This window comes from Prevotella koreensis (assembly GCF_003977605.1).
Lineage (GTDB): Bacteria > Bacteroidota > Bacteroidia > Bacteroidales > Bacteroidaceae > Prevotella > Prevotella koreensis.
Genome location: NZ_RYYU01000001.1, coordinates 26,181 through 48,429 on the forward strand (window position 1 = coordinate 26,181; position 22,249 = coordinate 48,429).

Sequence of the window (22,249 nt, forward strand, 5' to 3'; positions counted from 1 at the left end):
CCGATAATATAATATCCACTGAAAACTTTAACGTGAAGGGAGGTATGGCAATGAAGGAAATGACAAAGACGATTAGGGATATTGCGAGAGAACTTGCTCGTAAGTATAGCACCATGACACACGAAGAACTTGATATCTTGCAGAGTGTGCTGGTGCCGATGAAGTTTGCTAAGGGCGAAATGATTCTCAAAGAAGGAGAAACTTGCAAACATATATATTATATAGACAAGGGACTTGTAAGGCAGTTCTATTTCAAAAACGGCAAACAACTTACCGAGCACATGGCAGTGGAGGGTAATATCGTAATGTGTATAGAAAGTCTTTTCCGCGAGGAGCCTACAAAGTTGCAGATGGAAGCACTCGAAACGACAGTCATCTACGCCCTTCCGAAGGCTCGCCTTGAAGAGGTGGCCATGCATAATGTGAACATACAGATACTTTATCGCAAGATATTGGAAGAGAGTCTGATACAGTCGCAGGTGCATGCCGACCTCGTTCGCTTCGAGTCAGCGCAGGATCGTTATCGCAAAATGTGCAAACAGAATCAGCAGGTGACATTGAGAGCACCGCTTGTATATATTGCAAGTTACCTGCAAATGACTCCGGAGACTCTTAGTCGCGTGCGTTCAAGCACATTGCTTGACTGACGCAGCCATGAATAAACAGCACGGCAAGTCATATTTATGCCTCATGGTGATGTGCCTTTTGGCACTGATTCTTGTTGGTTGTTCGACACAAAAGTTTGTGCCGGATAACCAATATCTGCTTTCAAAGGTGGAGATAAAGGGCGATGTGAAGAATCTTGACGTGGAGATGTTGAGGCAGTATATACGACAGAAAGGCAACTCTAAATGGTTCTCTATGTTCAAAGTGCCGCTGCGTACCTATTCACTTGCCGGAAGGGACACCACAAAATGGATTAACCGAACACTGAAAAATATTGGTGAAAAGCCTGTTATCTTTGACAGCGTACAGGCCGATATGTCGTGCAAAGACCTGATAACAGCAATGCAGAACATGGGATATATGAATGCTGCAGTTGCGCTGAACAAGAAGTTTAAAGGGAAAAAAGTAAGTCTGGAATATGAACTTCGTCCCGGCGAACCGTTCTATATAAGGAACGTTGAGTATGACATTGAAGACCCTGTGATAGAGAAACTGCTCGGTCTTGAAGACCCCGCTAACCGCGGAATACATAGCGGAATGCAGTTCACCGTGTCCAACCTGAACAACGAGAGGAAGCGCATAACAAACTTGTTGCATAATTCCGGATTTTATAGGTTTAATATAGATTTCATCAGATTCACTGCCGATTCCACGCATAATGCGAGAGAGGTTGATGTGGTGCTTCATCTGCTACGGTATAAACCGAACAGTAATGCAGAGGAGACGTTGCACCCGCGCTATTTCATCGGGTCGGTGAAGCATGTCGGATTAGGTGAGGAGGACACCCATTTGAGAGAAAGGGTGCTGAATGATAACACTGTAATAGATGTCGGGCGGCCGTACAGTGCAAATGCTTTACAGCGAACATATAATAATTTTGCGAAACTCGGGGCGTTGGGATATACCAATATCAGTTTCACAGAACGCCGAGACACGACATTGCTCGACTGTGTGATACATACAAGTCGTAAGAAACCGAACAGCATAAGTTTCAGTCCGGAGGGCACTAATACCGCCGGAAATCTCGGTGCTGCGGCTTCCATTACTTGGACCAATAGGAATCTGTTCCGCGGGTCGGAGCAGTTGAGCGTGGAACTGCGTGGAGCATACGAGGCGATAACCGGTCTTGAGGGTTATCAGAACCATAATTACACAGAGTTAGGAGTCGAAACGCGATTGGAGTTTCCGCGATTTCTTGCTCCTTTCCTTTCAAAATCGTTCAGAAGAAATTCTCGTGCCACGAGCGAATTGTCTGTAAGTTTTGACATGCAGAACCGTCCGGAGTTTCATCGACGAGTTTTCTCGGCCGCGTGGAGGTATAAATGGAACGACTTCGGGCATCATGCGGCATATCGGTTCGACCTGCTCGACCTTAATTATATATATATGCCGTGGATTTCTTACACGTTCAAGAAAGAATATCTTGACAATGCCGGGAGCAGGAATGCGATACTTCGGTACAACTATGAAGATATGTTCATTACCAAGGTTGGTTTCGGTGTGAACTATAACAACGGTGTCAGGGCGTTGCGGGCAAGCATAGAGACATCGGGAAACCTGCTGAATGCCGTGTCGCATATATCTAAAGGGAAGAAGAACTCAAACGGACAATACACCTTATTTAATATAGCGTATGCGCAATACGTGAAGTTAGATATTGATTACTCGCGTCTATATCAGTTCGATAAGCATAATGTGCTTGCTTTGCATGGCGCGTTCGGTATGGCATATCCTTACGGAAACAGCAAGGTGTTGCCGTTTGACAAGCGATATTTCGCCGGTGGTGCCAATTCTGTTCGTGGATGGAATGTCAGAGGATTGGGACCGGGAAAGTTTAAAGGGACCAATGGCGCAATTGATTTTATCAACCAAACGGGAGATATGAAACTTGACCTGAGTGCGGAGTATCGCACTTTCCTGTTCTGGAAAATTGACGGAGCATTTTTTGTTGATGCCGGAAATATCTGGACGTTGCGTAACTATGCAGAGCAGCCGGGTGGTCAGTTCTCTCTCAAGGATTTCTATAAAGAGATAGCGGTGGCATACGGTTTGGGCTTCCGTCTAAACTTCGGGTATTTCATTATGCGCTTCGACTTGGGAATGAAAGCCATTAATCCGGCATACGAAACAAGTAGTGAACACTATCCGATATTAAATCCTAAGTTCAGTCGCGACTTCGCTTTTCATTTCGCGGTAGGCCTTCCATTCTGACTTTCCATTTCTTGTTTTCTTTTACAAGCGATAGTTTGAAAAGTCCTTCGTCAACTATTCTGCCTGTTTTGCCTATGGTGTCTGCCTCGAAATAGTTGCTCACCTTTACCGTTACTTCGCTTTCGTGCTTGCCGCTTTCTACGTCCTCTATTTCGATAGTGGCCTCGCTATCTGCATTTTTTAATATAGCCAATTCATCATTGCTGATTTGGCTTGCTGCGAATTTTAGAAAATTCTCACTCTCTTTGGTGCAATATTGGGTGGCATTTTTATATCTGAGGTTGAAATATTCGTTTGCAAATTTCTCTGCAATGTCACCTTCTGCAGACGGTCTTATTGTATCTGCGATGGTGCATGATACTATTGTGGTGAATAATGCCATAATCATTATGTATGGCAACTTCTTTAGCCTTATCATGTTTTTTAGTCTTTTGAAAGTTTAAAAAAATTATTAAAAGATTAAATCAGTGCAAAGATATAGATTTTTTTTTGCAAATTGGCCACTTTTAAGTACTTTTGTATCAAAATATACACGTAATGCTTAGGTTTATTTCTTTTGGCAGTGGAAGCAGCGGCAATTGCTATTATCTTTTCACTGAGACAGACGGGCTTCTGATTGATGCCGGAGTCGGTGTCAGGTTTCTGAAAAAGAGTTTTGCCGACTTCGGACTTGCCATGTCAAACATACATAATATTCTAATCACTCACGACCATGCCGACCATGTGAAATGTGTTGGCAGTCTGAGTAACGATTTGAAAGTTCCGGTATATGCAACGCGTGAAGTGCATGCCGGGATTGGGCGTAATTACTGCGTAAGAAATAAAATTAACGGTGCAAATATGAAGTATATCCATAAAGGGGAATCTGTTTGCATTGGCGATTTTATGGTTACAGCCTTTGGTATTCCGCATGACAGTGCCGATAATGTTGGTTTCATGGTTGAGAATGAGGGAGTTAAATTTTGCCTTATGACTGATGTCGGACATGTTACCGACGAGATGAAAGAATATATTTCAAATGCTGATTATCTTGTCATAGAGGCAAACCATGATGAGGAAATGTTGAAAACAGGAACTTATCCGCAACATTTGAAAGTTAGGGTGGGGGGTGATAACGGGCATCTATCCAACAAGGCTTGTGCCGAAGCCTTGGTATTATGCTGCACGGAAAGCCTGAAACATGTGTGGCTCTGCCATTTAAGCGAAGAGAACAACCATCCGGAACTTGCACGTAAGACCGTTGATATGATATTGAGAAATTATGGAATAATACCGGGAAAAGACTTTGTGCTTGATGTCTTGAAGCGCAAAACACCAAGCGATGTTTGTGATTTGACTTTATAAAAATATAAAACGATGTGTAATGGTATGATTATTTGATTGGAAATTTGCAAATTATAAAATATTGTAGTATCTTTGTGGCAAATCTAATTTAACTATTTAAAACTACCTTTTTAATTATTAAACCTTTTGTCATGAAGCATTGTTTTATTCTTATTGCCGCTCTGTCAATTTCGGTAATCGCATCGGCAAACATCATTGACACGATTCCAATTGGTCGTGTAAATCATCTTTCACGCAACTTAATCAACGAAAATAACAATACTGTTAGAAAGAATGGTAATTTTATATTCTGTACCCCTAAACCACAACCTTTAAAGCAGGGGGCTGAAACAGTCAACTTGACAACCGGTTTTGACAGTCCGGCTTCCTTTACCCCGGTTGGTATATCGGTGTATAATGAGGAAAATGGTATGTTCCACGTTGATTATGATGGTAGTAATAAGACCGTTACACAGGTAGTGCCAAAGGGTACATACGATATGTTTGCATGTTATTTATCACCGTATGGTGAAATTTATTATGTGTTCAAGGAGAATGTTAAATTAGATGCAGATGCCAATTTTACGTTGTCACAGAGCGAGGCAAAGACAGGAATATCTTTCCGCACAGTTGACCAAGATGGCAACAGCATGCACATGCCGGTATATAATACTTCTTATCAGATTGTTGAAGAAGGCACAATTGATGACTACTCCTCTTTGACGTTCTTTATATTGGAAGGATTTGGTAATGTGGCTGCAAATATCGGCGGTGGATATAAGTTTAAGGGACATGAGACAGACTTCTACGTAAACCACTTGAGCGAACGTTATAAATTATGTGAGGCGCGTATGGTGTCTAAGGGAGAGGTGTATTGGTTTAACAAGTATGTACTTGACGATTTCAAAAAAGACACGATAATTATCAACAACCCCACACGATACATTGAATACAACCAAAAATTCGAGCCAACACCGGAATGGAAAGAAAAAGCAGAGAATCATGTGCCGGGTTATTATTTTTCGGGGGTATATAATGGTGATGCCTTGATTGGACAACAATCATATATCCCTGATATGCCATCTTCCGATCTCACAACGAAATTCTTCCTTGATCTACCAAAAGATAATGACAACTCGGAAGACATGTTCAATGTTCTCGTAAAGCCACTAATGGGCGAATACATGAAAATTGAAACGTATGGAGGATACGAGTACAAATCGTTCAATTTTATCAGGGGACAGCAAGTAATGGGTGATAAAGATGGATTGTATTTTGTTAATTCAGGATATGAGGAAAACGGAGGTTACAATGCTCCTGAGAATCATGTGCGCTCACAACTTTATCCCGGTCACCCTAAATTTTCGTTTACGGAGAAGACCGTATCCAATGTGATTTATGGAGCAGGTTGTCCGATAAATTCACTGCGTATAGTTCCAGAGATTAATGGTGGAAAAGAATATTTGAATATCATTTCGAGTTATATCGGACGATATGGCGAATTGCGTGATGCCGACTACATGCTTGCTGAACAGAGTGAGCAACAAGTTAGTTCTGATGTATATAAAATCACTATTGAAAACAATAACGTTAAAGTAGATGGGCTGGATGGTAAAAACAAAACCGAACTTGTAATGATGCAAAATGAAAGCGACCATATACCCCCTACAATGCAGATGCTTCAGTTTAAAGACAAAAACGGAAATATCACAGATCGATTTGCTAATCCTGCCGATGGTGTTGTAGAGATTGCCGGTGGAGATTTCTCTTACAATCCTGTGCCTGAAAGTTACTCCGGATATTATACTTGTAGTCCTGCAACCATTAAGGTTACGTGTACTCCATTTGGAAAGGATAATATACTCGCTATACCGATGGAGGAGATTCCTGATTTCTATTTCATGCCGGGTTTTGGATATTTCTTCCGTGGGTCATTTGAAAATATTCCTGCAAGCATGGAAAAACAATGGTATGATTTGATGGTAACATTCACCGACCCCACAGGTAATAGCCAAACACAGACAATCAGTCCTGCATTCTGCATAGACGGAACTCTTGCAGGTCTTGATGAGATGCAGTCATTGCAGTCATATATCAAAATTGTTGGAGATATGCTTATTGTGAAAGGTGTAGAGAACGCGACTATTCAACTCTTGTCGGTTGATGGCCGTTTGGTTTCCAGCAATACCGATGGTAAAATATACATAGGTAGCCTACCTCGTGGTGTGTATGTTGTTAAAGTTCTTGTTTCTGGTATCGAACAAATAACTTCGAAAATCTTAATTTAAAATATATTATGAAAACGATAATTTCTATATTTGTTGGGTTAATTATGCCGCTTTGTATGTCGGCACAACTCGTGGTTGATACATCCACGGAATATTCCATTGACAATGATGGTTGTAAAACGGAATTGTTTTTACCTCAATATATGGGGTATGAACATTTCAAGACATCGGAAGGTGTCATGATATATGCTCCGGCATATAATCGAAATAATACCGATGAACAGACCGTTACGGTTACGTTTGTATATGATTATGATGCAAATAAAGCTACTCCTCTCGGTATAACGGCCTATAATAAAGAACAAGGAGTGATAGTTGTAGATAAGTCTGGGAAAGAGGCGACCTTTACATGTCAGATGCCTGCGGGAACTTATGATATGCATGCTATGTTCAAGGGTAAGCCTACAGGAACTTATGTTGTGTTCAAAGAGAATGTCGAAATTACTGATGGCATAACGATAACATTTGTAAAAGACGAGGCAAATGTTCCGTTGACATTTAAATTTTTTGACGAGAATAGCACACCTCTAACTTTGGATCAATATGAGAATGGAGCCGTGGCTGTTGCCGGCAATGTCAACAGTTATCGCAGTTACACATTCTTTTCTCTTAAAGGAATGGGAGTTGTTCACACTATCATAGGAGGGCCGTACCGAATTAAAGGTTATGATGTAGACTATTATTTTAATGCGATAAGCAATCGGTTTACATTGTTACATACAGCAAACATGCGCTCGAAAATTAATAATGCGACCTATTTCTTTAAGTTTGAGACTCCGCTTACTGCTTCTGCCACTATATCAAGCAAGCCGGAAGATTTACAGTGCTACAAGCAGAAATTCGTTCCTACTCCGGAAGGAGATAAAAATGCGAATGCACATATCTATGGTTGTCGTGTATGGTGTACATACGATGGAAAATGGTTGCTTAGCAGTAAATCGGAGAACAAGAACATGGTATTGCCAAATAATGAAACAGTTCTGTATATAGATTTACCCGAACACGAGAATGGAGGATTTAACGTAATGGTCAATCCCATGATGGGTGATGTGTATGCTGAAGCCAATAATCAATACCATCATATTATAGGACTTCCGGTTGCCGGAAATTCTAAGACCAGCTTGCATTTTATTGACTACGGATATGATGTTACCGATGGTTTTATTGTCCCAGTAGGTGGTGGAACACCGGTTGTTTATCCGGGAAATCCTGCTCTGTCATGGAAACTTTATGGGGCATCAAGTCAGTATATATACGGGAACAGTTGTCCATTGTTATCTGTGAAATCAAAAGATTATAACGGAAAGAGTACGAAACTACTTACCTATCTCGGACGTTACGGAGAAGTATATGAAGCAGACCGTAAGACTGTTGTTAAAAATGAAAATGCAGATGGAGATTTTAAGACTCATACCTTTACTCAAGAGAATATAAAGGTTGATGACATGGCAGGTAAGAATGTTACCGTAGTGCGTCACAAGGCAAAAGGCGATGACATAACTGCTCCTTCTATACAGATGTTGCGTTTCATTACATCCGATGGTCAAATAACCGACCGTATTGACGATGCCGGCAGTGGGATGCTTGAGTTTGTTGCCGGTGACATGCAGTATCATCATGATGACAATTCTGCAAATATGCGTTACTATGACTGCAAACCAATAAATAGTGTAGAGGTGTCATATTCAGAACATGGAGCAGATTCTTGGACAACATTGCAAGCCAATATCGTGCCTGAAAAATTCTTCATGCCTGGCTTCGGATATTTCTATAGAGCATCGTTGGCATCAATCAATGGTAAAGGAAAATGGTACGACTTGTGCATAAAACTTGATGATGCAATTGGTAACACCCATACACAGACGTTAATGCCAGCCTTTTTCGTTAAAGGGAACACGAGCGGATTGGATGAAATAGGCAAAAGTGAATGTAATGATATCATATATTTTGATGGTCGCATAATATTTTCACAACCTGTTTCAGTTGCAATATACAGTCTTGACGGAAGATGTGTGAAAACCTCTTATGCAACAGTGGTAGAAACTGCGGAAATGTTTGGCGGTATTTATATTGTCAAAGCAACAACAGATGATGGACACGTATTTTTTAAGAAAATAACTATCTGATAAGCATTTTTGCCAATTAAGCGAACTAAAAAAACTTAATTACCGATATTAATAAGAGAAATATTTTGTTAATCGGGAAAAAGTTAGTAATTTTGCACCCTGTTTGGAATAAGTATCAAAAATCAAGAAAAGTAGATAGCAATGTCGAAGATTTGTCAAATTACGGGAAAGAAGGCGCAGATTGGCAACAATGTTTCCCACTCAAAGCATCGCACCAAGCGTTCCTTTGATGTAAACCTGTTCAGCAAGAAGTTCTACTATGTAGAGGAAAGTTGCTGGATAAGCCTTAAGATAAGTGCAGCAGGATTGCGCCTAATTAACAAAGTGGGTCTTGATGCAGCTCTTAAGCGTGCCGTTGCCAAGGGATACTGTGACTGGAAAGACATTAAAGTTATAGGAGAATAAGCATCATGGCAAAGAAAGCAAAAGGCAATAGAGTTCAGGTTATACTTGAATGCACAGAGATGAAGAATAGCGGTCTCCCCGGAACAAGCCGTTATGTCACAACAAAGAACCGCAAGAATACGCCGGAACGCTTGGAGATTAAGAAATATAATCCCCTGCTTAAGCGTATGACTGTACATAAAGAAATTAAATAAATAAAATAGAAGCGAAATGGCAAAGAAAACTGTCGCCACCCTCCATGAAGGTTCTAAGGACGGGCGTGCATATACAAAGGTTATCAAGATGGTAAGAAGCCCGAAGACCGGTGCTTACATCTTTGATGAGCAGATGGTTCCTAACGAGGCTGTTAAGGACTTCTTCAAGAATTAATTTCAGAATACATAACTACAGAAATAAGCCGCAACATTGATTATGTTTGCGGCTTATTTTGTACCTGTATTTACACAAAAGGCATTTCATATTTGTTCTTATAAAAGATTTTGTGTAATTTTGTAGGCAAAAACAGACAGTATGGGAATTTTCGGTTTATTCAATAAGAAGAAAAAAGAGACTCTCGACAAGGGGCTTGAAAAGACGAAGGAAAGCGTGTTTTCCAAGTTGGCAAGAGCCGTGGCAGGCAAGTCAAAGGTCGATGATGACGTTCTCGACAATCTCGAAGAGGTTCTTATTACGAGTGATGTTGGTGTAGAGACAACATTGAAAGTCATCAGTAAGATAGAGGAAAGGGTGGCTCGCGACAAGTATGTGTCCACTTCCGAACTCAACAATATTCTGCGTGAGGAGATTGCGGAACTGCTGGCAGAGAATAACACGGAAGACAACGATAACTGGGACTTGCCTTCCGACCATACCCCATACGTAATTCTTGTTGTCGGTGTGAATGGTGTCGGTAAGACAACAACAATCGGAAAACTCGCTCATCAGTTCAAGAGTGCAGGGAAGAAGGTTTATCTCGGTGCTGCAGACACTTTCCGTGCGGCTGCCGTTGAGCAGTTGTGTATATGGGGAGAACGTGTGGGATGCACGGTAATAAAGCAGCAGATGGGTAGCGACCCTGCTTCTGTGGCGTTTGATACGTTAAGTTCGGCTAAAGCGAACGGTGCCGATGTGGTGCTTATAGATACCGCAGGGCGACTCCATAACAAAGTAGGCCTGATGAATGAACTGAAGAAGATTAAGGAGGTTATGAAGAAAGTGGTGCCCGATGCGCCCGATGAAGTGCTCTTGGTGCTCGATGGAAGCACAGGGCAGAATGCTTTCGAACAGGCCAAACAGTTTGCTGCCGTGACACAGATAACAAGTCTTGCCATAACCAAACTTGACGGAACGGCCAAGGGTGGAGTGGTAATCGGCATCAGCGACCAGTTGAAAGTGCCGGTAAAATACATCGGACTGGGTGAAGGAATGGAAGATTTGCAGTTGTTCAACAGACGGCAATTTGTTGATTCTTTGTTTAATACGAAATAAGTTTCAATAAAGGAAATAGAGAGTTTTGAAGCATAATCATGTAGATATAATTACCCTTGGATGTTCTAAGAATCTTGTTGACAGCGAGATTCTTATCAAACAATTCGAGATAAACGGATATCCATGTACCCACGATAGCAATAAGCCCTGCGGTGAGATTGCTGTAATAAACACTTGTGGCTTCATTGGTGATGCCAAAGAGGAGAGCATAAACACGATATTGGAGTTTATAGAGCGAAAAAAAGAGGGCAAGTTGGGCAAACTTTTTGTCATGGGTTGCCTTTCTGAACGTTATCGTGAGGAACTCGAAGCAGAACTCCCGGAGGTGGATAAGTTCTATGGTAAATTCGATTATAAACAACTTATCGCAGATCTCGGATTAGCAAAAACACCGGAAAAACCCATAATGCGTACTCTCACAACTCCCAAACACTACGCCTATCTAAAGATAAGCGAGGGTTGTGACCGCCATTGCGCATATTGTGCAATACCGATTATCACAGGAAAACATAAGAGCCGCCCCAAGCAAGAGATAATAGAGGAGGTGCAAGCACTTGTCGCACAGGGAGTAAAGGAGTTTCAGGTGATAGCCCAAGAACTCACATTCTATGGTAAGGATATTGACGGCAAGTCGCATATCGCAGAACTTGTCAGTGATATTGCCGATGTGAAAGGAGTAGAATGGATAAGACTTCATTATGCCTATCCTGCGCAATTCCCCTATGAATTGCTTGATGTGATGCGCGAAAAGAAGAATGTTTGCAAATATCTTGATGTTGCTTTGCAGCACATTTCCGACCACATGCTCACCGCAATGCACCGTCATATAACCAAGGACGAGACTTACAAGTTCATCGAGAGAGTCAGAGAGGCCGTTCCGGGCATAACGCTTAGAACCACTTTAATGGTTGGTTTTCCCGGAGAAACAGAGGAAGACTTCCGCGAATTAATGGATTTCACTCGCCAAATGCGCTTCGAACGCATGGGTGCCTTTGCTTATTCGGAGGAAGAAGGTACATACGCCGGAAAACATTATACCGACGACGTCCCGGCAGAAATAAAGGAAAAACGCCTTGCAGAATTGATGACGCTCCAGCAGACGATAAGTACCGAACTCGAAGAAACGCGTGTCGGTTCTGTGATGAAGGTCATTATAGACCGAAAAGAGGGCGATTACTACGTCGGAAGAACAGAATACAGTTCGCCGGAGGTTGACCCGGAGGTGCTTATACGTGCCAACGAAAAGACTTTAAGAGTAGGCAAATTCTACGATGTGATGATTACCGATTCTGAAGAATTCGATCTCTACGGCACTCCTATATTACAAACCACAGGTGCATGATAACATAACTTGAAGAAACCTTTATCAATATGAACAACAAAGACTTCATACAACGACTGTCGCAGAGACTTGGAATGCCCCAAGATGATGCCCAGGCCACGCTAAACAAGGCCATAGACATCATGGGAGACATATTCCAAGAGGGTGATTCAATACAGATGCCTAACTTCGGAACGTTTGAGGTAAAGAAGAGATTGGAGCGTGTTGTAGTCAATCCAAGTACTAAACAGCGCATGCTTGTGCCACCGAAATTAGTGCTCGGATTCAAACCTGTGGCCTCTGTTAAGGAGAAACTTAAAAATGGAGGGGTAGGCAATGAGTAAGATTACGTTACAGGAGTTGTCGTCACGGCTTGCCGAACGATGCAGTATGAGTGTTGCCGATGCACAGAATTTCTTGTCGGCCGTGCTCGACACGATACATGATGGGTTGCATGAAGACAAGTTCTTAAAGATAAAAGGACTTGGTACTTTCAAGGTAATAGATGTAAAGCAACGAAAAAGTGTTGATGTAAACACCGGTGAAGAGATAATAATCGAAGGGCGCGAGAAGATAACTTTCACGCCCGATGCAATAATGAAAGACTTGGTAAACAAGCCTTTCTCACAGTTTGAAACCGTAGTACTGGGCAACGGAGTTGATTTTTCCGATTTCGAATCAACCATTTCAGAAGAGGATAATATGCCTGACGAAAACCCCGATGTGGATGAAACGCCCGAAGAAACAGTTCCGGAAGAAACAGCGGAAGGACCGAAACCTTCTGATGTTTCCGATGATACGCCGCTCGTCCAGGACGATTCTTTCAGCGAGGCATTGCTCGTATGGAATTTCATGAATAGCAATGTAAAGCCAATAGAGAGTCAAGACGAGAACAGCGAGGAAACAGAAGATGTAACTGATGAGGCTGCATGTGAGGACACAAGTGATGATTGTTTTGAAGAACAGAAGCCTGAAGATGCCGATGAGGAGGAGGAAACACAAGGCGAAACGATAGAGGAAACCGTAGATGAAGAACCGTCTGCCGCCATTCCTCTTGCTGTGGAACAGGAAGAAACGGAGGAATCATACACTGAAAGCATCTATGCAACAGAAAAAAACAGTGCATGGAAGCGTTGGCTTATAGCCATTGCGCTTATCGGAGTGTCGGGATTATTGGTGTATTATTTCGTTTCTTTTTACAATGAAAGAGAAACTGTGGCTAACGAACAAATTATTACAAACCATGTAATGACAGCGAGAAATTCGTCGCAGGATAAGCATGTCGCTGATTCCGCATCGCAGGCAGACTCATTGAAGCAGGCAAGCATAGAAAAGGCTGTGGAGGATTCTATCACTGCATTGGCGATAAAGGAAAAAGAGGTAAAGGCAAAACCCGAACCGAAACCGAAGCCGGCACCAAAGCCGGAGGTAAAAAAAGCAGAGCCGGCAAAGCCGGTGGCAAAACCGGAAACAAACGATAAAGCACTTGAATATTCGCGCCGACTCGTACAGCACGGTGCTTACAACATCGTGGGTACCGACAAGGTGATAACCATAAAGAAAGGACAGACTATGACATCTGTTGCGAAAGCCTATCTCGGTAAGGATATGGTCTGCTACATCGAGGTGCATAACGGGACAACGACATTGAAAGAAGGGCAGAAATTGAAGATTCCCAAACTCAGTTTGAAGAAGAAAACAAAGAGGTGAAGAACACCTTCCATTCCTCGGCAATATAACGCTTAGAGGCAGGTTTGGCACAACTTTAAGGGTAATAAACATAAAGTTTCTTAAAAGTAAGTTTTAAGAAACTTTTTTAATACTTTTTAGTCGCGTTTTTTCGACTATCAAAGGCGAAAGTATTACTTTTGCGCTTAAATAAAGAATACAAACAAAAATAGATATAAACTATGGCAGAAGCATTTGATATACGCGAATTGAATAATCGTATAGAGCAACAAAGTTCGTTTATTAGTACGCTCACTATGGGCATGGATCGTGTGATTGTCGGACAAAAACATCTGATAGATTCGCTCCTTATAGGTCTGCTTAGCGATGGTCACATTCTGCTTGAGGGTGTACCGGGACTTGCAAAGACCCTTGCAATAAAAACTCTTGCACAACTTATTGATGCTGCTTACAGTCGTATTCAGTTCACTCCCGACCTGCTTCCGGCAGACGTCATTGGTACACTCATCTACTCACAAAAGGACGAGAACTTCCATGTGAAGAAAGGTCCGGTGTTTGCCAACTTCGTTTTGGCAGATGAGATTAACCGTGCTCCGGCCAAAGTACAGAGCGCATTGCTCGAAGCCATGCAGGAACATATCGTGACCATTGGCAGTGAGACATTCAGTTTGCCAACTCCTTTCCTTGTAATGGCTACCCAGAACCCGATAGAGCAGGAGGGAACATACCCGTTGCCGGAGGCGCAGGTTGACCGTTTCATGCTGAAAGTGATAATAGACTATCCTACCATAAGCGAAGAGAAACTCATCATAAGAGAGAATTTACAGAGCGCATTGCCCACGGTAACTCCGGTTATTTCGGCAAAAGAAATTCTCGATGCACGAGAGGTGGTAAGACAGGTTTATATCGACGAAAAGATAGAACAGTATATTGCCGACATAGTTTTTGCGACGCGCTATCCCGACAGGTATGGCTTGGTGTCGCTTAAAGACATGATTACGTTTGGCGGTTCTCCGCGTGCCTCTATCAATCTTGCCAAGGCTGCAAGGGCTTTCGCGTTCATTAAGCGCAGAGGATATGTCGTTCCCGAAGACGTGCGTGCCGTGGCTCACGATGTGCTCCGCCACCGTATCGGACTGAGTTACGAGGCTGAGGCAAGTAACGTGAGCAGCGAGGAAATTGTTAGCAGCATCATAAACAAGGTAGAAGTACCATAAATAATTCCTTACTTTTTGGCTGTTGGGAAAACAATTTCGCCCAATTTGTTTTGTAAAACAGGCAAATTTGAAAAGCAATTTCGCCCAATTTGCCGACCAATTTCGCCCAGTTTGCCGAGCGTGTCATTGTTGCCGGCTTTGCGATGTGCGGTTAAACTTCTGACAGAACGTGTTTTAATGACGTTTTTTAGGATTAAAGTACAAGGAAAAATAAGAAAATGGAAACAACGGACATACTGAAAAGAGTTCGCAAGATAGAAATAAAGACGCGAGGATTGAGCCGCAATATATTTGCCGGCCAGTATCATTCTGCGTTCAAGGGGCGCGGTATGGCTTTCAGTGAGGTTCGCGAATATCAGTTCGGCGATGACGTTCGCGATATTGACTGGAATGTCACCGCCCGTTTCCATCGTCCGTATATCAAGGTTTATGAGGAGGAGCGCGAACTCACGGTGATGCTACTGATAGATGTCAGCGGCTCGCTGGATTTTGGAACAGAGAAGTGCATGAAGCGTGAAATGGTTACAGAGATAGCCGCGACGCTGGCTTTCAGTGCCATACAGAACAACGACAAGATAGGCGTGGTGTTCTTCTCAGACAGGATAGAGAAGTATATCCCGCCAAAGAAAGGCCGCAAGCATATATTGTATATTATTCGTGAGTTGCTCGATTTCAATGCTTCGAGCAAGAAAACCGACTTGAAAAGTGCCGTGGAGTTCCTTACAAGTGTCACAAAGAGACGTTGCACGGCTTTCGTTCTGAGCGATTTCTATGACCAAGGAGATTTCGCCAATGCCCTCACTATATGCAATCGCAAGCACGATGTGGTGGCTATTCAAGTGTATGACCGACGTGCAAGCGAACTTCCCGATGTGGGACTGATGAAAGTTCTCGATGCCGAGACAGGTCATGAGATGTATATCGACACCGGTAGTAAGAAACTTCGTGCTGCCCATCATAACTATTGGATGAAGCGGCAGCGTGTGTTGCGCGATACCTTTATAAAGAGTCGGGTTGATAATGTATCTATCTGTACAACCGATGATTATGTGAAATCCTTGATGCAATTGTTTGCAATGCGAGGATAGTCGTAAACAAATTAATGCTTTTGAAAGGTGTTTGTAGGATATAAAAAGATAATATCGCTGATAGTGTTGATGTTGAGCGTGTTGCCAATGTCTGCTCAAGTTGAGGTGAAGTCGAGACTTGACTCCACCGAAACATATATCGGCCGACAGGTACACATCACTCTCGACGTGACATTGAAGTCGGGCATGAAACTCGTTCTTCCTGAATATAAGCCTTTGGAACACATTACTCCGGGCTTAGAGGTTGTTGAACAAAGTGTTGCCGACACGTCAAAACTCGACAACGACATGCTGAAGGTGTCGAGAATATATACACTAACGTCCTTCGATGAGAACATCTATTACATCCCACCGATGAATGTGAAGGTTGATGGGAAGGACTATAAGAGTCGTGAACTCGCTCTTAAAGTGTTCACGGTAGAGGTAGATACGTTGCACCCGGAGAATTTTTATCCTCCGAAGGACGTACAGAACAATCCTTTCAAATGGGAAGACTGGAGTGGGCTTTTCAGTATGAGTGTGTTGCTGACGCTGCTCGTCATCCTGACCTATTATCTGTTTACGAGGTTCAAGGAAAACAAACCTGTGATAGCCAAGGTGAGGTTTGTTAAGCGTGTTCTTCCGCATCAGAAGGCCATGAGAGAGATAGAGCGCATCAAGGCAGACAACATGACATCGTCGGAAAATCAGAAAGAATACTACACCCAACTTACAGACACGTTAAGAAAGTATATCGAGGAGCGTTTCGGATTCAGTGCAATGGAGATGACGAGTTCCGAGATAATATCCGGTCTGAAAGCAAATGGCGACAGTGATATGATAATGGAGTTGAGGAGTTTGTTCGAGACAGCCGACCTCGTGAAGTTTGCCAAGCACTCGACACAAATCAACGAGAACGACAATAATCTTGTGAATGCCATACAGTTCATCAACACCACAAAGGTTGAAGACCGTCCGCAGGTGGAGCGAGTAGAACCGAAACTTACCACCGAAGAGAAACAAGGCATGCGTTACAGACGCATCTTGAAATGGACAATCGGTGCGCTCACTGCTGTTTGTGTGGTCATTCTGGTATATATAATCTATAACGCGGCAACGCTGTTGTCGTATGAACTTGAGATATGGAGTTTCTGAATAAAGAGTGCTTCTTGCTGTTGTTGCTGCTCGTGCCATATTTCCTATGGTATGTGCTATATTGGAAGAAGAGCGAACCTACGATGAAGATGAGCGATACCAACGTCTATCGCTATGCTTCAAAGAGTCTTAAGGTGAGACTTATGTGGTTGCCTGATGCGCTGCGTGTGCTCACTTTCGTGCTTGTTGTTATAATTCTGGCACGCCCGCAGACACATACAGCGTGGGGAAACCGAACAACCGAGGGCATCGACATAATGCTGGCAATGGACGTTTCGACGAGTATGCTCGCCGAAGACCTGAAACCTAACCGCATAGAGGCAGCCAAAGAGGTGGCAACGGAATTTATATCCGACCGCCCCAACGACAATATCGGACTGACGGTATTTGCCGGCGAGGCTTTCACACAGTGCCCCATGACCACCGACCATACCTCTTTGCTGAATCTTCTTCAGAATGTAAGAACCGATATTGCGGCACGAGGACTCATCGCCGATGGTACCGCCATTGGTATGGGACTGGCCAATGCCGTAAGCAGATTGAGAGAAAGCAAGATGAAGAGCAAGGTTGTTATCCTGCTTACCGACGGTAGTAACAACATGGGTGACATCTCTCCGCTCACCGCAGCGAATATCGCGAAGAGTCTCGGTATTCGTGTCTATACGGTCGCTGTGGGCACAAAGACCGTTGCGCCATACCCTGTTCAGGTGGGTGGTACAACGCAGTATGTCAATGCCAAGGCAGATATTGACACCAAAACACTTAGCGATATTGCCGCTACTGCTGATGGTCATTTCTATCGTGCCACGAATAACAAGGAGTTGAAACAGATTTATAAAGATATAGATAAATTGGAAAAAACGAGAATGGACGTGAAGAAATTCTCTCGACGATATGACATATATCAGCCTTTTGCATTGGCTGCCCTGCTGTCATTGTTGCTCGAAGTGCTTTTGCGTCTTACCATATTCCGTCGTATTCCATAACAAAGAAAGCAAATGTTCAGATTCGAGAGTCCTATATATTTATACCTCTTGGTTCTCATCCCGATGATGGTTGCCCTCAGATGGGTCATGCAGAGAAACAGGAAAAAGAAACTTGCGAAGTTCGGAGACATCACTCTTCTGAACGAACTGATGCCCGGTGTGTCAAAGACCCGCCGCATAGTGAAGTTCTGGCTGCTGCAGTCGGCTTTGGCAATGCTCATAATAATGCTTGCACGTCCGCAGTCCGGCTCGAAGATTAGCAATGAGACAAGGAACGGTATAGAGGCCATAATCGCACTCGACATCAGTAACTCTATGAGGGCAGAAGATGTTGTTCCGTCGCGCTTGGAAAAGAGTAAGATGCTGATAGAGAACATGGTGGATAACTTTACCAACGATAAGGTTGGACTTGTGGTATTTGCCGGTGAGGCGTTTATCCAACTGCCTATCACGAGCGACTATGTTTCGGCCAAGATGTTCATGCAGAACACCGAACCTGAATTGATTTCCTCTCAGGGCACCGACATTGCCGAGGCTATAAGAATTGCATCAAGCAGTTTCACGAAAGCCGATAACATCGGTCGGGCTATCATCGTAATCACTGACGGAGAAGACCATGAAGGCGGGGCAGAAGAGGCTGCCGCTGCGGCAAGAAAGAAAGGAATGAATGTCTTTGTCTTGGGTGTCGGATCGTCGAAAGGAGCCTTGATTCCTGATGGACAAGGCGGATATATAAAGGATAATTCGGGTGCAGAGGTCATGTCGGCACTCAATGACGGTATGTGTAAGCAGATTGCCGATGCCGGCGGCGGGGTATATATACACGTTGATAATACAAATGTGGCGCAAGAGAAACTCAATGCGGCATTGACAAAACTGCAAAAAGGCGAGATAGACAGCGTGATATACAGCGAATATGACGAGCAATTCAGAGCCGTTGCCATAATAGTGCTGCTGCTGTTGATAGCAGAGATTTGTATTATGGAGAGACGTAATCCGATGTTGAAGAATATAAAACTCTTTAAGAGAAAAACAAATTGAAGTGATAGCAGATGATTAGAAATATTGTCATATTTATACTCTTGACAGTCGTTTCAACGGCGTTCGCACAGAATGACCGCGATTATATCAGAAGCGGCAACAGGCTTTATCGTGCCAAGAAGTTTGACAAGGCAGAGGTGGAGTATCGTAAGGCATTGTCGGTTAATGCTGAAAATCCGCAGGCGGTGTATAATTTGGGCTGTGCTTTGATGATGTTGCAGAAAGACTCTGTGGCCGTTTTGCAGTTTGAACGAGCCTCACAACTCGAAACAAACAAGTTCCGTCGTGCAAAGTCGAACCATAACATGGGTGTCGTTTTCCAAAATCATAAGATGTACGACAAGGCCATCGAAGCATATAAGAAGGCACTGCGAGATAATCCAAACGACGATCAGACGAGGTATAATCTCGCATTATGCAAGAAATTATTGAAGAATCAGCCGAAGAATAACAATAAGAATAACGATAATAAGGATAAAGATAAAAAACAAGATAAGGACAATAAGGACAAAGAACGAGATAAGAATAAAGACGATAAAGACGACAAGCAGAAGCAGCAGAATCCTCCTCAGAATGAACAGATGAGCAAGGATAATGCAGAACAGTTGCTGAATGCGGCGATGCAAGACGAGAAACAAACACAGCAGAGGTTGCAAAAGGCGATGCAGCAGCCACGAAGAAGCCGCAACAATAAGAATTGGTAAATAATAATAGATTGGTCATTTATGAAAAAATATTTCACCCTTTTGGCTTTACTTGTAATGTTTGTGACTGCACGGTCACAAACACTTACTGTCAATGCGCCGTCACATGTTACGACCGGTGATAACTTCCGATTGTCGTACACCATAAATGCGCAGAGCACGGGAGAACTGCGTTTGGGCAATATTCCGGAAGGATTGGAGTTGATAGCAGGGCCGTATAAATCGGAACAGGCAAGTTATCAGATGACAAATGGTCATACAAGGAGTAGTTGTTCGGTAACGTTCACATTCATTGTGAGTGCGAGCAAGGCCGGTAATTACACCATTCCTGCCGCCCGTTTGACTGTTGGAGGTAAGACAATCAGTTCTTCTGCCGCTAAAATAAATGTTTCGGGTACGGCCGCAAATACCGGTGGAGCACCGCGTATGCATGATGACAGCGAACCATCGGGAAGAGTTAACAGCGCGGGTACACCAATATCCGGTAGCGACTTGTTTATAAAGGTAAGCGCAAACAAGACACGTGTATATGAGCAAGAGCCTGTGTTGCTTACATATAAAGTATATACGTTGGTAGATTTGAGTCAACTTGAGGGTAAGATGCCCGATCTTACAGGCTTTCATACACAAGAGGTGAAGTTGCCTCAGCAGAAGTCTTTCCATATAGAAAACTTGAATGGGCGCAATTATCGTTGTGTCACATGGAGTCAGTATGTAATGTATCCACAGATGACCGGCAAACTTGAGATTCCGAGTATCACTTTTAATGGTACTGTGGTGCAGCAGAACAGAAACGTAGATCCTTTCGAAGCGTTTCTGAATGGAGGTTCCGGATATGTTGAAGTGAAACGAAGCATCAATGCTCCCGGCATCACCATTAATGTGGAACCACTGCCTGCCAAGCCTGCCGGGTTCTCTGGAGGAGTGGGAAAATTCAATATCTCGGCTCAGTTGGACAATAATGTCGTAAAGGCCGGCACACCATTGTCGTTGCGTGTTGTAGTCGGTGGTAACGGAAACCTGAAACTTATAAAGCGGCCAACGGTGGTTTTCCCGAAAGACTTTGACAAGTACGACCCGAAGGTGACAGACAAGACGATACTCATGAGCACAGGTCTTGATGGTAATATGATTTACGATTTCCTTGCAGTGCCTCGCAATCCGGGCAATTACACGATACCGGCAGTAGAGTTCACCTATTTCGATACCGGTTCCAAGACATATAAGACGATAAAGACACAGTCGTTCAACATCACCGTGGAACAGGGCGATGGTACTGCCGAGTCTGACGATTTCATGGATATAAAGAATAAAGATATCAGACCGATAAAGGAAAAGGACGTTGAAGTGGAGGCTTCTGATGCTTTCTTCTTCGGTTCGTTGGCCTACCTGTTGATAATAAGCGTACTTCTGCTTGTTTTCCTCACGCTGATGTTCATGTTCAGAAAACGAGCCTTGAACAATGCCAATGTGGTTATGATGCGTGGTAAGAAAGCGAACAAGGTGGCGACCAAGAGATTGCGAGTGGCCAACTCATTGATGCTTGCCAACCGCTCGTCAGAGTTTTATGATGAGGTGTTGAGAGCATTGTGGGGATATGTTGGTGACAAGTTCAATATCCCGGTGGAGCATCTTTCGCGTGAGAATATCAATGACATTCTTAATGAAAAAGGTGTCGAAGAGACAGTTATAAGTAATTTTGTAGGTGCACTTGATGAGTGTGAGTACCAACGTTATGCCCCCGGTGATGCAAAAGGAAACATGAACAAGACATTCGAATCGGCAATGACTGCAATAATGAAGATAGAAGAAACGGTGAAGAAAGCCAAGAAAGCGGGTGCAACCTTGTCACTCTTGATTTTGCTCTTAATGCCGCTTTCAGCGTATGCCGGAAGTTCGTTGAAGGCTTCTGCTGACAACGCATACCGTAAAGGGAATTACCAACAGGCAATAAACTATTATGAACAAATGCTGAAGAATGGCGTGAGTTCGGACGTTTATTACAACTTGGGCAACGCATACTACCGCTCGGATAATATAACAAAGGCAATAATTAATTATGAACGTGCTCTTCTGTTATCGCCTGCAGATGCAGACATACGTTTCAATCTGCAACTTGCACGTTCAAAGACAATAGACAAGATTGCGCCGGAGAGCGAGATGTTTTTCGTGACATGGTATCGTTCTTTGGTAAGTCTTACCAACGTTGATGGTTGGGCCTACATTGCACTTGTTGCCCTTGTTTCGGCCTTGTGCCTGGCTTTCGTATATATATTCTCTTCTCGTGTGTGGTTGCGTAAGATAGGATTTTTCGCAGGATTGGCAATGCTGCTCTTGTTCATCATGTCTAATATCTTCGCCTACCGACAACGCACAATGCTCGTAAACCGCACGGGTGCCGTGATTATCTCACCCTCGGCCAATGTCAAATCGAGTCCGGAGACAAGCGGAAACGATGTATTCCTTATTCACGAGGGAACGAAAGTAGAGATTATAGATGACTCAATGAACGACTGGAAGTGCATACACATTGCCAACGGTAAGGAGGGATGGGTGTCTAACAAAGTGCTGGAAAGAATTTAA

20 protein-coding genes are annotated in these 22,249 nt (G+C 43.2%); 19 read left to right on the forward strand and 1 reads right to left on the reverse strand.

The features are described from left to right. Positions 1-50: 50 nt before the first annotated feature. A complete protein-coding gene (locus EHV08_RS00105; RefSeq protein WP_126679368.1) occupies positions 51-647 on the forward strand; it encodes a Crp/Fnr family transcriptional regulator in 597 nt (198 codons plus the stop codon). Between the two features lie 7 nt (positions 648-654). Continuing rightward, positions 655-2,877, forward strand: coding sequence for a translocation and assembly module lipoprotein TamL (gene tamL / locus EHV08_RS00110; RefSeq protein WP_203227029.1), 2,223 nt, complete (start codon positions 655-657; stop codon positions 2,875-2,877). On the opposite strand, the gene EHV08_RS00115 is transcribed toward tamL, so the two are convergent. Continuing rightward, positions 2,831-3,295, reverse strand: a complete 465-nt coding sequence (locus tag EHV08_RS00115) for a hypothetical protein (protein WP_126677429.1) — start codon at positions 3,293-3,295, stop codon at positions 2,831-2,833. The genes tamL and EHV08_RS00115 overlap by 47 nt on opposite strands. A 119-nt stretch (positions 3,296-3,414) precedes the next feature. Between EHV08_RS00115 and EHV08_RS00120 the strand changes: the two genes are divergently transcribed. The 17 genes from EHV08_RS00120 (at position 3,415) to EHV08_RS00200 (ending at position 22,249) form a co-directional block, all read left to right on the forward strand. After that, a complete protein-coding gene (locus EHV08_RS00120) occupies positions 3,415-4,221 on the forward strand; it encodes an MBL fold metallo-hydrolase (RefSeq protein WP_126677430.1) in 807 nt (268 codons plus the stop codon). Positions 4,222-4,352: 131 nt separating this feature from the next. Next, positions 4,353-6,488, forward strand: a complete 2,136-nt coding sequence (locus tag EHV08_RS00125; RefSeq protein WP_126677431.1) for a T9SS type A sorting domain-containing protein — start codon at positions 4,353-4,355, stop codon at positions 6,486-6,488. A gap of 8 nt (positions 6,489-6,496) precedes the next feature. Continuing rightward, the gene (locus EHV08_RS00130) at positions 6,497-8,614 is read left to right on the forward strand and encodes a T9SS type A sorting domain-containing protein (protein ID WP_126677432.1); all 2,118 of its coding nucleotides are present in this window, start codon (positions 6,497-6,499) and stop codon (positions 8,612-8,614) included. A 141-nt stretch (positions 8,615-8,755) separates the two neighbouring features. After that, positions 8,756-9,019 (forward strand): 50S ribosomal protein L28, encoded by a 264-nt coding sequence (rpmB, locus tag EHV08_RS00135; RefSeq protein ID WP_126677433.1) that lies wholly within the window; start codon positions 8,756-8,758, stop codon positions 9,017-9,019. A gap of 5 nt (positions 9,020-9,024) precedes the next feature. Next, entirely contained in the window at positions 9,025-9,213 is a 189-nt protein-coding gene (rpmG, locus tag EHV08_RS00140) for a 50S ribosomal protein L33 (RefSeq protein WP_126677434.1), read from the forward strand. Positions 9,214-9,229: 16 nt separating this feature from the next. Beyond that, the gene (locus EHV08_RS00145; RefSeq protein ID WP_126677435.1) at positions 9,230-9,388 is read left to right on the forward strand and encodes a DUF4295 domain-containing protein; all 159 of its coding nucleotides are present in this window, start codon (positions 9,230-9,232) and stop codon (positions 9,386-9,388) included. 141 nt (positions 9,389-9,529) lie between these two features. Then, positions 9,530-10,486 carry a signal recognition particle-docking protein FtsY gene (gene ftsY / locus EHV08_RS00150; protein ID WP_126677436.1) on the forward strand — a complete coding sequence of 319 codons (957 nt, stop codon included), beginning with the start codon at positions 9,530-9,532 and terminating at the stop codon, positions 10,484-10,486. A gap of 25 nt (positions 10,487-10,511) precedes the next feature. After that, complete coding sequence (gene rimO, locus EHV08_RS00155) at positions 10,512-11,828, forward strand: 30S ribosomal protein S12 methylthiotransferase RimO (protein WP_126677437.1); 1,317 nt, start codon at positions 10,512-10,514, stop codon at positions 11,826-11,828. 29 nt (positions 11,829-11,857) lie between these two features. Further along, the gene (locus tag EHV08_RS00160) at positions 11,858-12,151 is read left to right on the forward strand and encodes an HU family DNA-binding protein (protein ID WP_126677438.1); all 294 of its coding nucleotides are present in this window, start codon (positions 11,858-11,860) and stop codon (positions 12,149-12,151) included. Beyond that, positions 12,144-13,517, forward strand: a complete 1,374-nt coding sequence (locus EHV08_RS00165) for an HU family DNA-binding protein (protein ID WP_126677439.1) — start codon at positions 12,144-12,146, stop codon at positions 13,515-13,517. Before EHV08_RS00160 ends, EHV08_RS00165 begins: the two co-directional genes overlap by 8 nt. A gap of 200 nt (positions 13,518-13,717) precedes the next feature. Continuing rightward, a complete protein-coding gene (locus tag EHV08_RS00170; RefSeq protein ID WP_126677440.1) occupies positions 13,718-14,713 on the forward strand; it encodes an AAA family ATPase in 996 nt (331 codons plus the stop codon). Positions 14,714-14,931: 218 nt separating this feature from the next. Further along, a complete protein-coding gene (locus tag EHV08_RS00175) occupies positions 14,932-15,801 on the forward strand; it encodes a DUF58 domain-containing protein (RefSeq protein ID WP_126677441.1) in 870 nt (289 codons plus the stop codon). Positions 15,802-15,870: 69 nt separating this feature from the next. Next, the gene (locus EHV08_RS00180) at positions 15,871-16,935 is read left to right on the forward strand and encodes a BatD family protein (RefSeq protein WP_126679370.1); all 1,065 of its coding nucleotides are present in this window, start codon (positions 15,871-15,873) and stop codon (positions 16,933-16,935) included. Next, positions 16,923-17,921 (forward strand): vWA domain-containing protein, encoded by a 999-nt coding sequence (locus EHV08_RS00185; RefSeq protein ID WP_126677442.1) that lies wholly within the window; start codon positions 16,923-16,925, stop codon positions 17,919-17,921. The genes EHV08_RS00180 and EHV08_RS00185 overlap by 13 nt, the downstream gene beginning before the upstream one ends. 12 nt (positions 17,922-17,933) lie before the next feature. Then, a complete protein-coding gene (locus EHV08_RS00190) occupies positions 17,934-18,962 on the forward strand; it encodes a vWA domain-containing protein (RefSeq protein WP_126677443.1) in 1,029 nt (342 codons plus the stop codon). An 11-nt stretch (positions 18,963-18,973) separates the two neighbouring features. Beyond that, entirely contained in the window at positions 18,974-19,666 is a 693-nt protein-coding gene (locus EHV08_RS00195) for a tetratricopeptide repeat protein (protein ID WP_126677444.1), read from the forward strand. A gap of 21 nt (positions 19,667-19,687) precedes the next feature. Then, complete coding sequence (locus EHV08_RS00200) at positions 19,688-22,249, forward strand: BatD family protein (RefSeq protein ID WP_126677445.1); 2,562 nt, start codon at positions 19,688-19,690, stop codon at positions 22,247-22,249.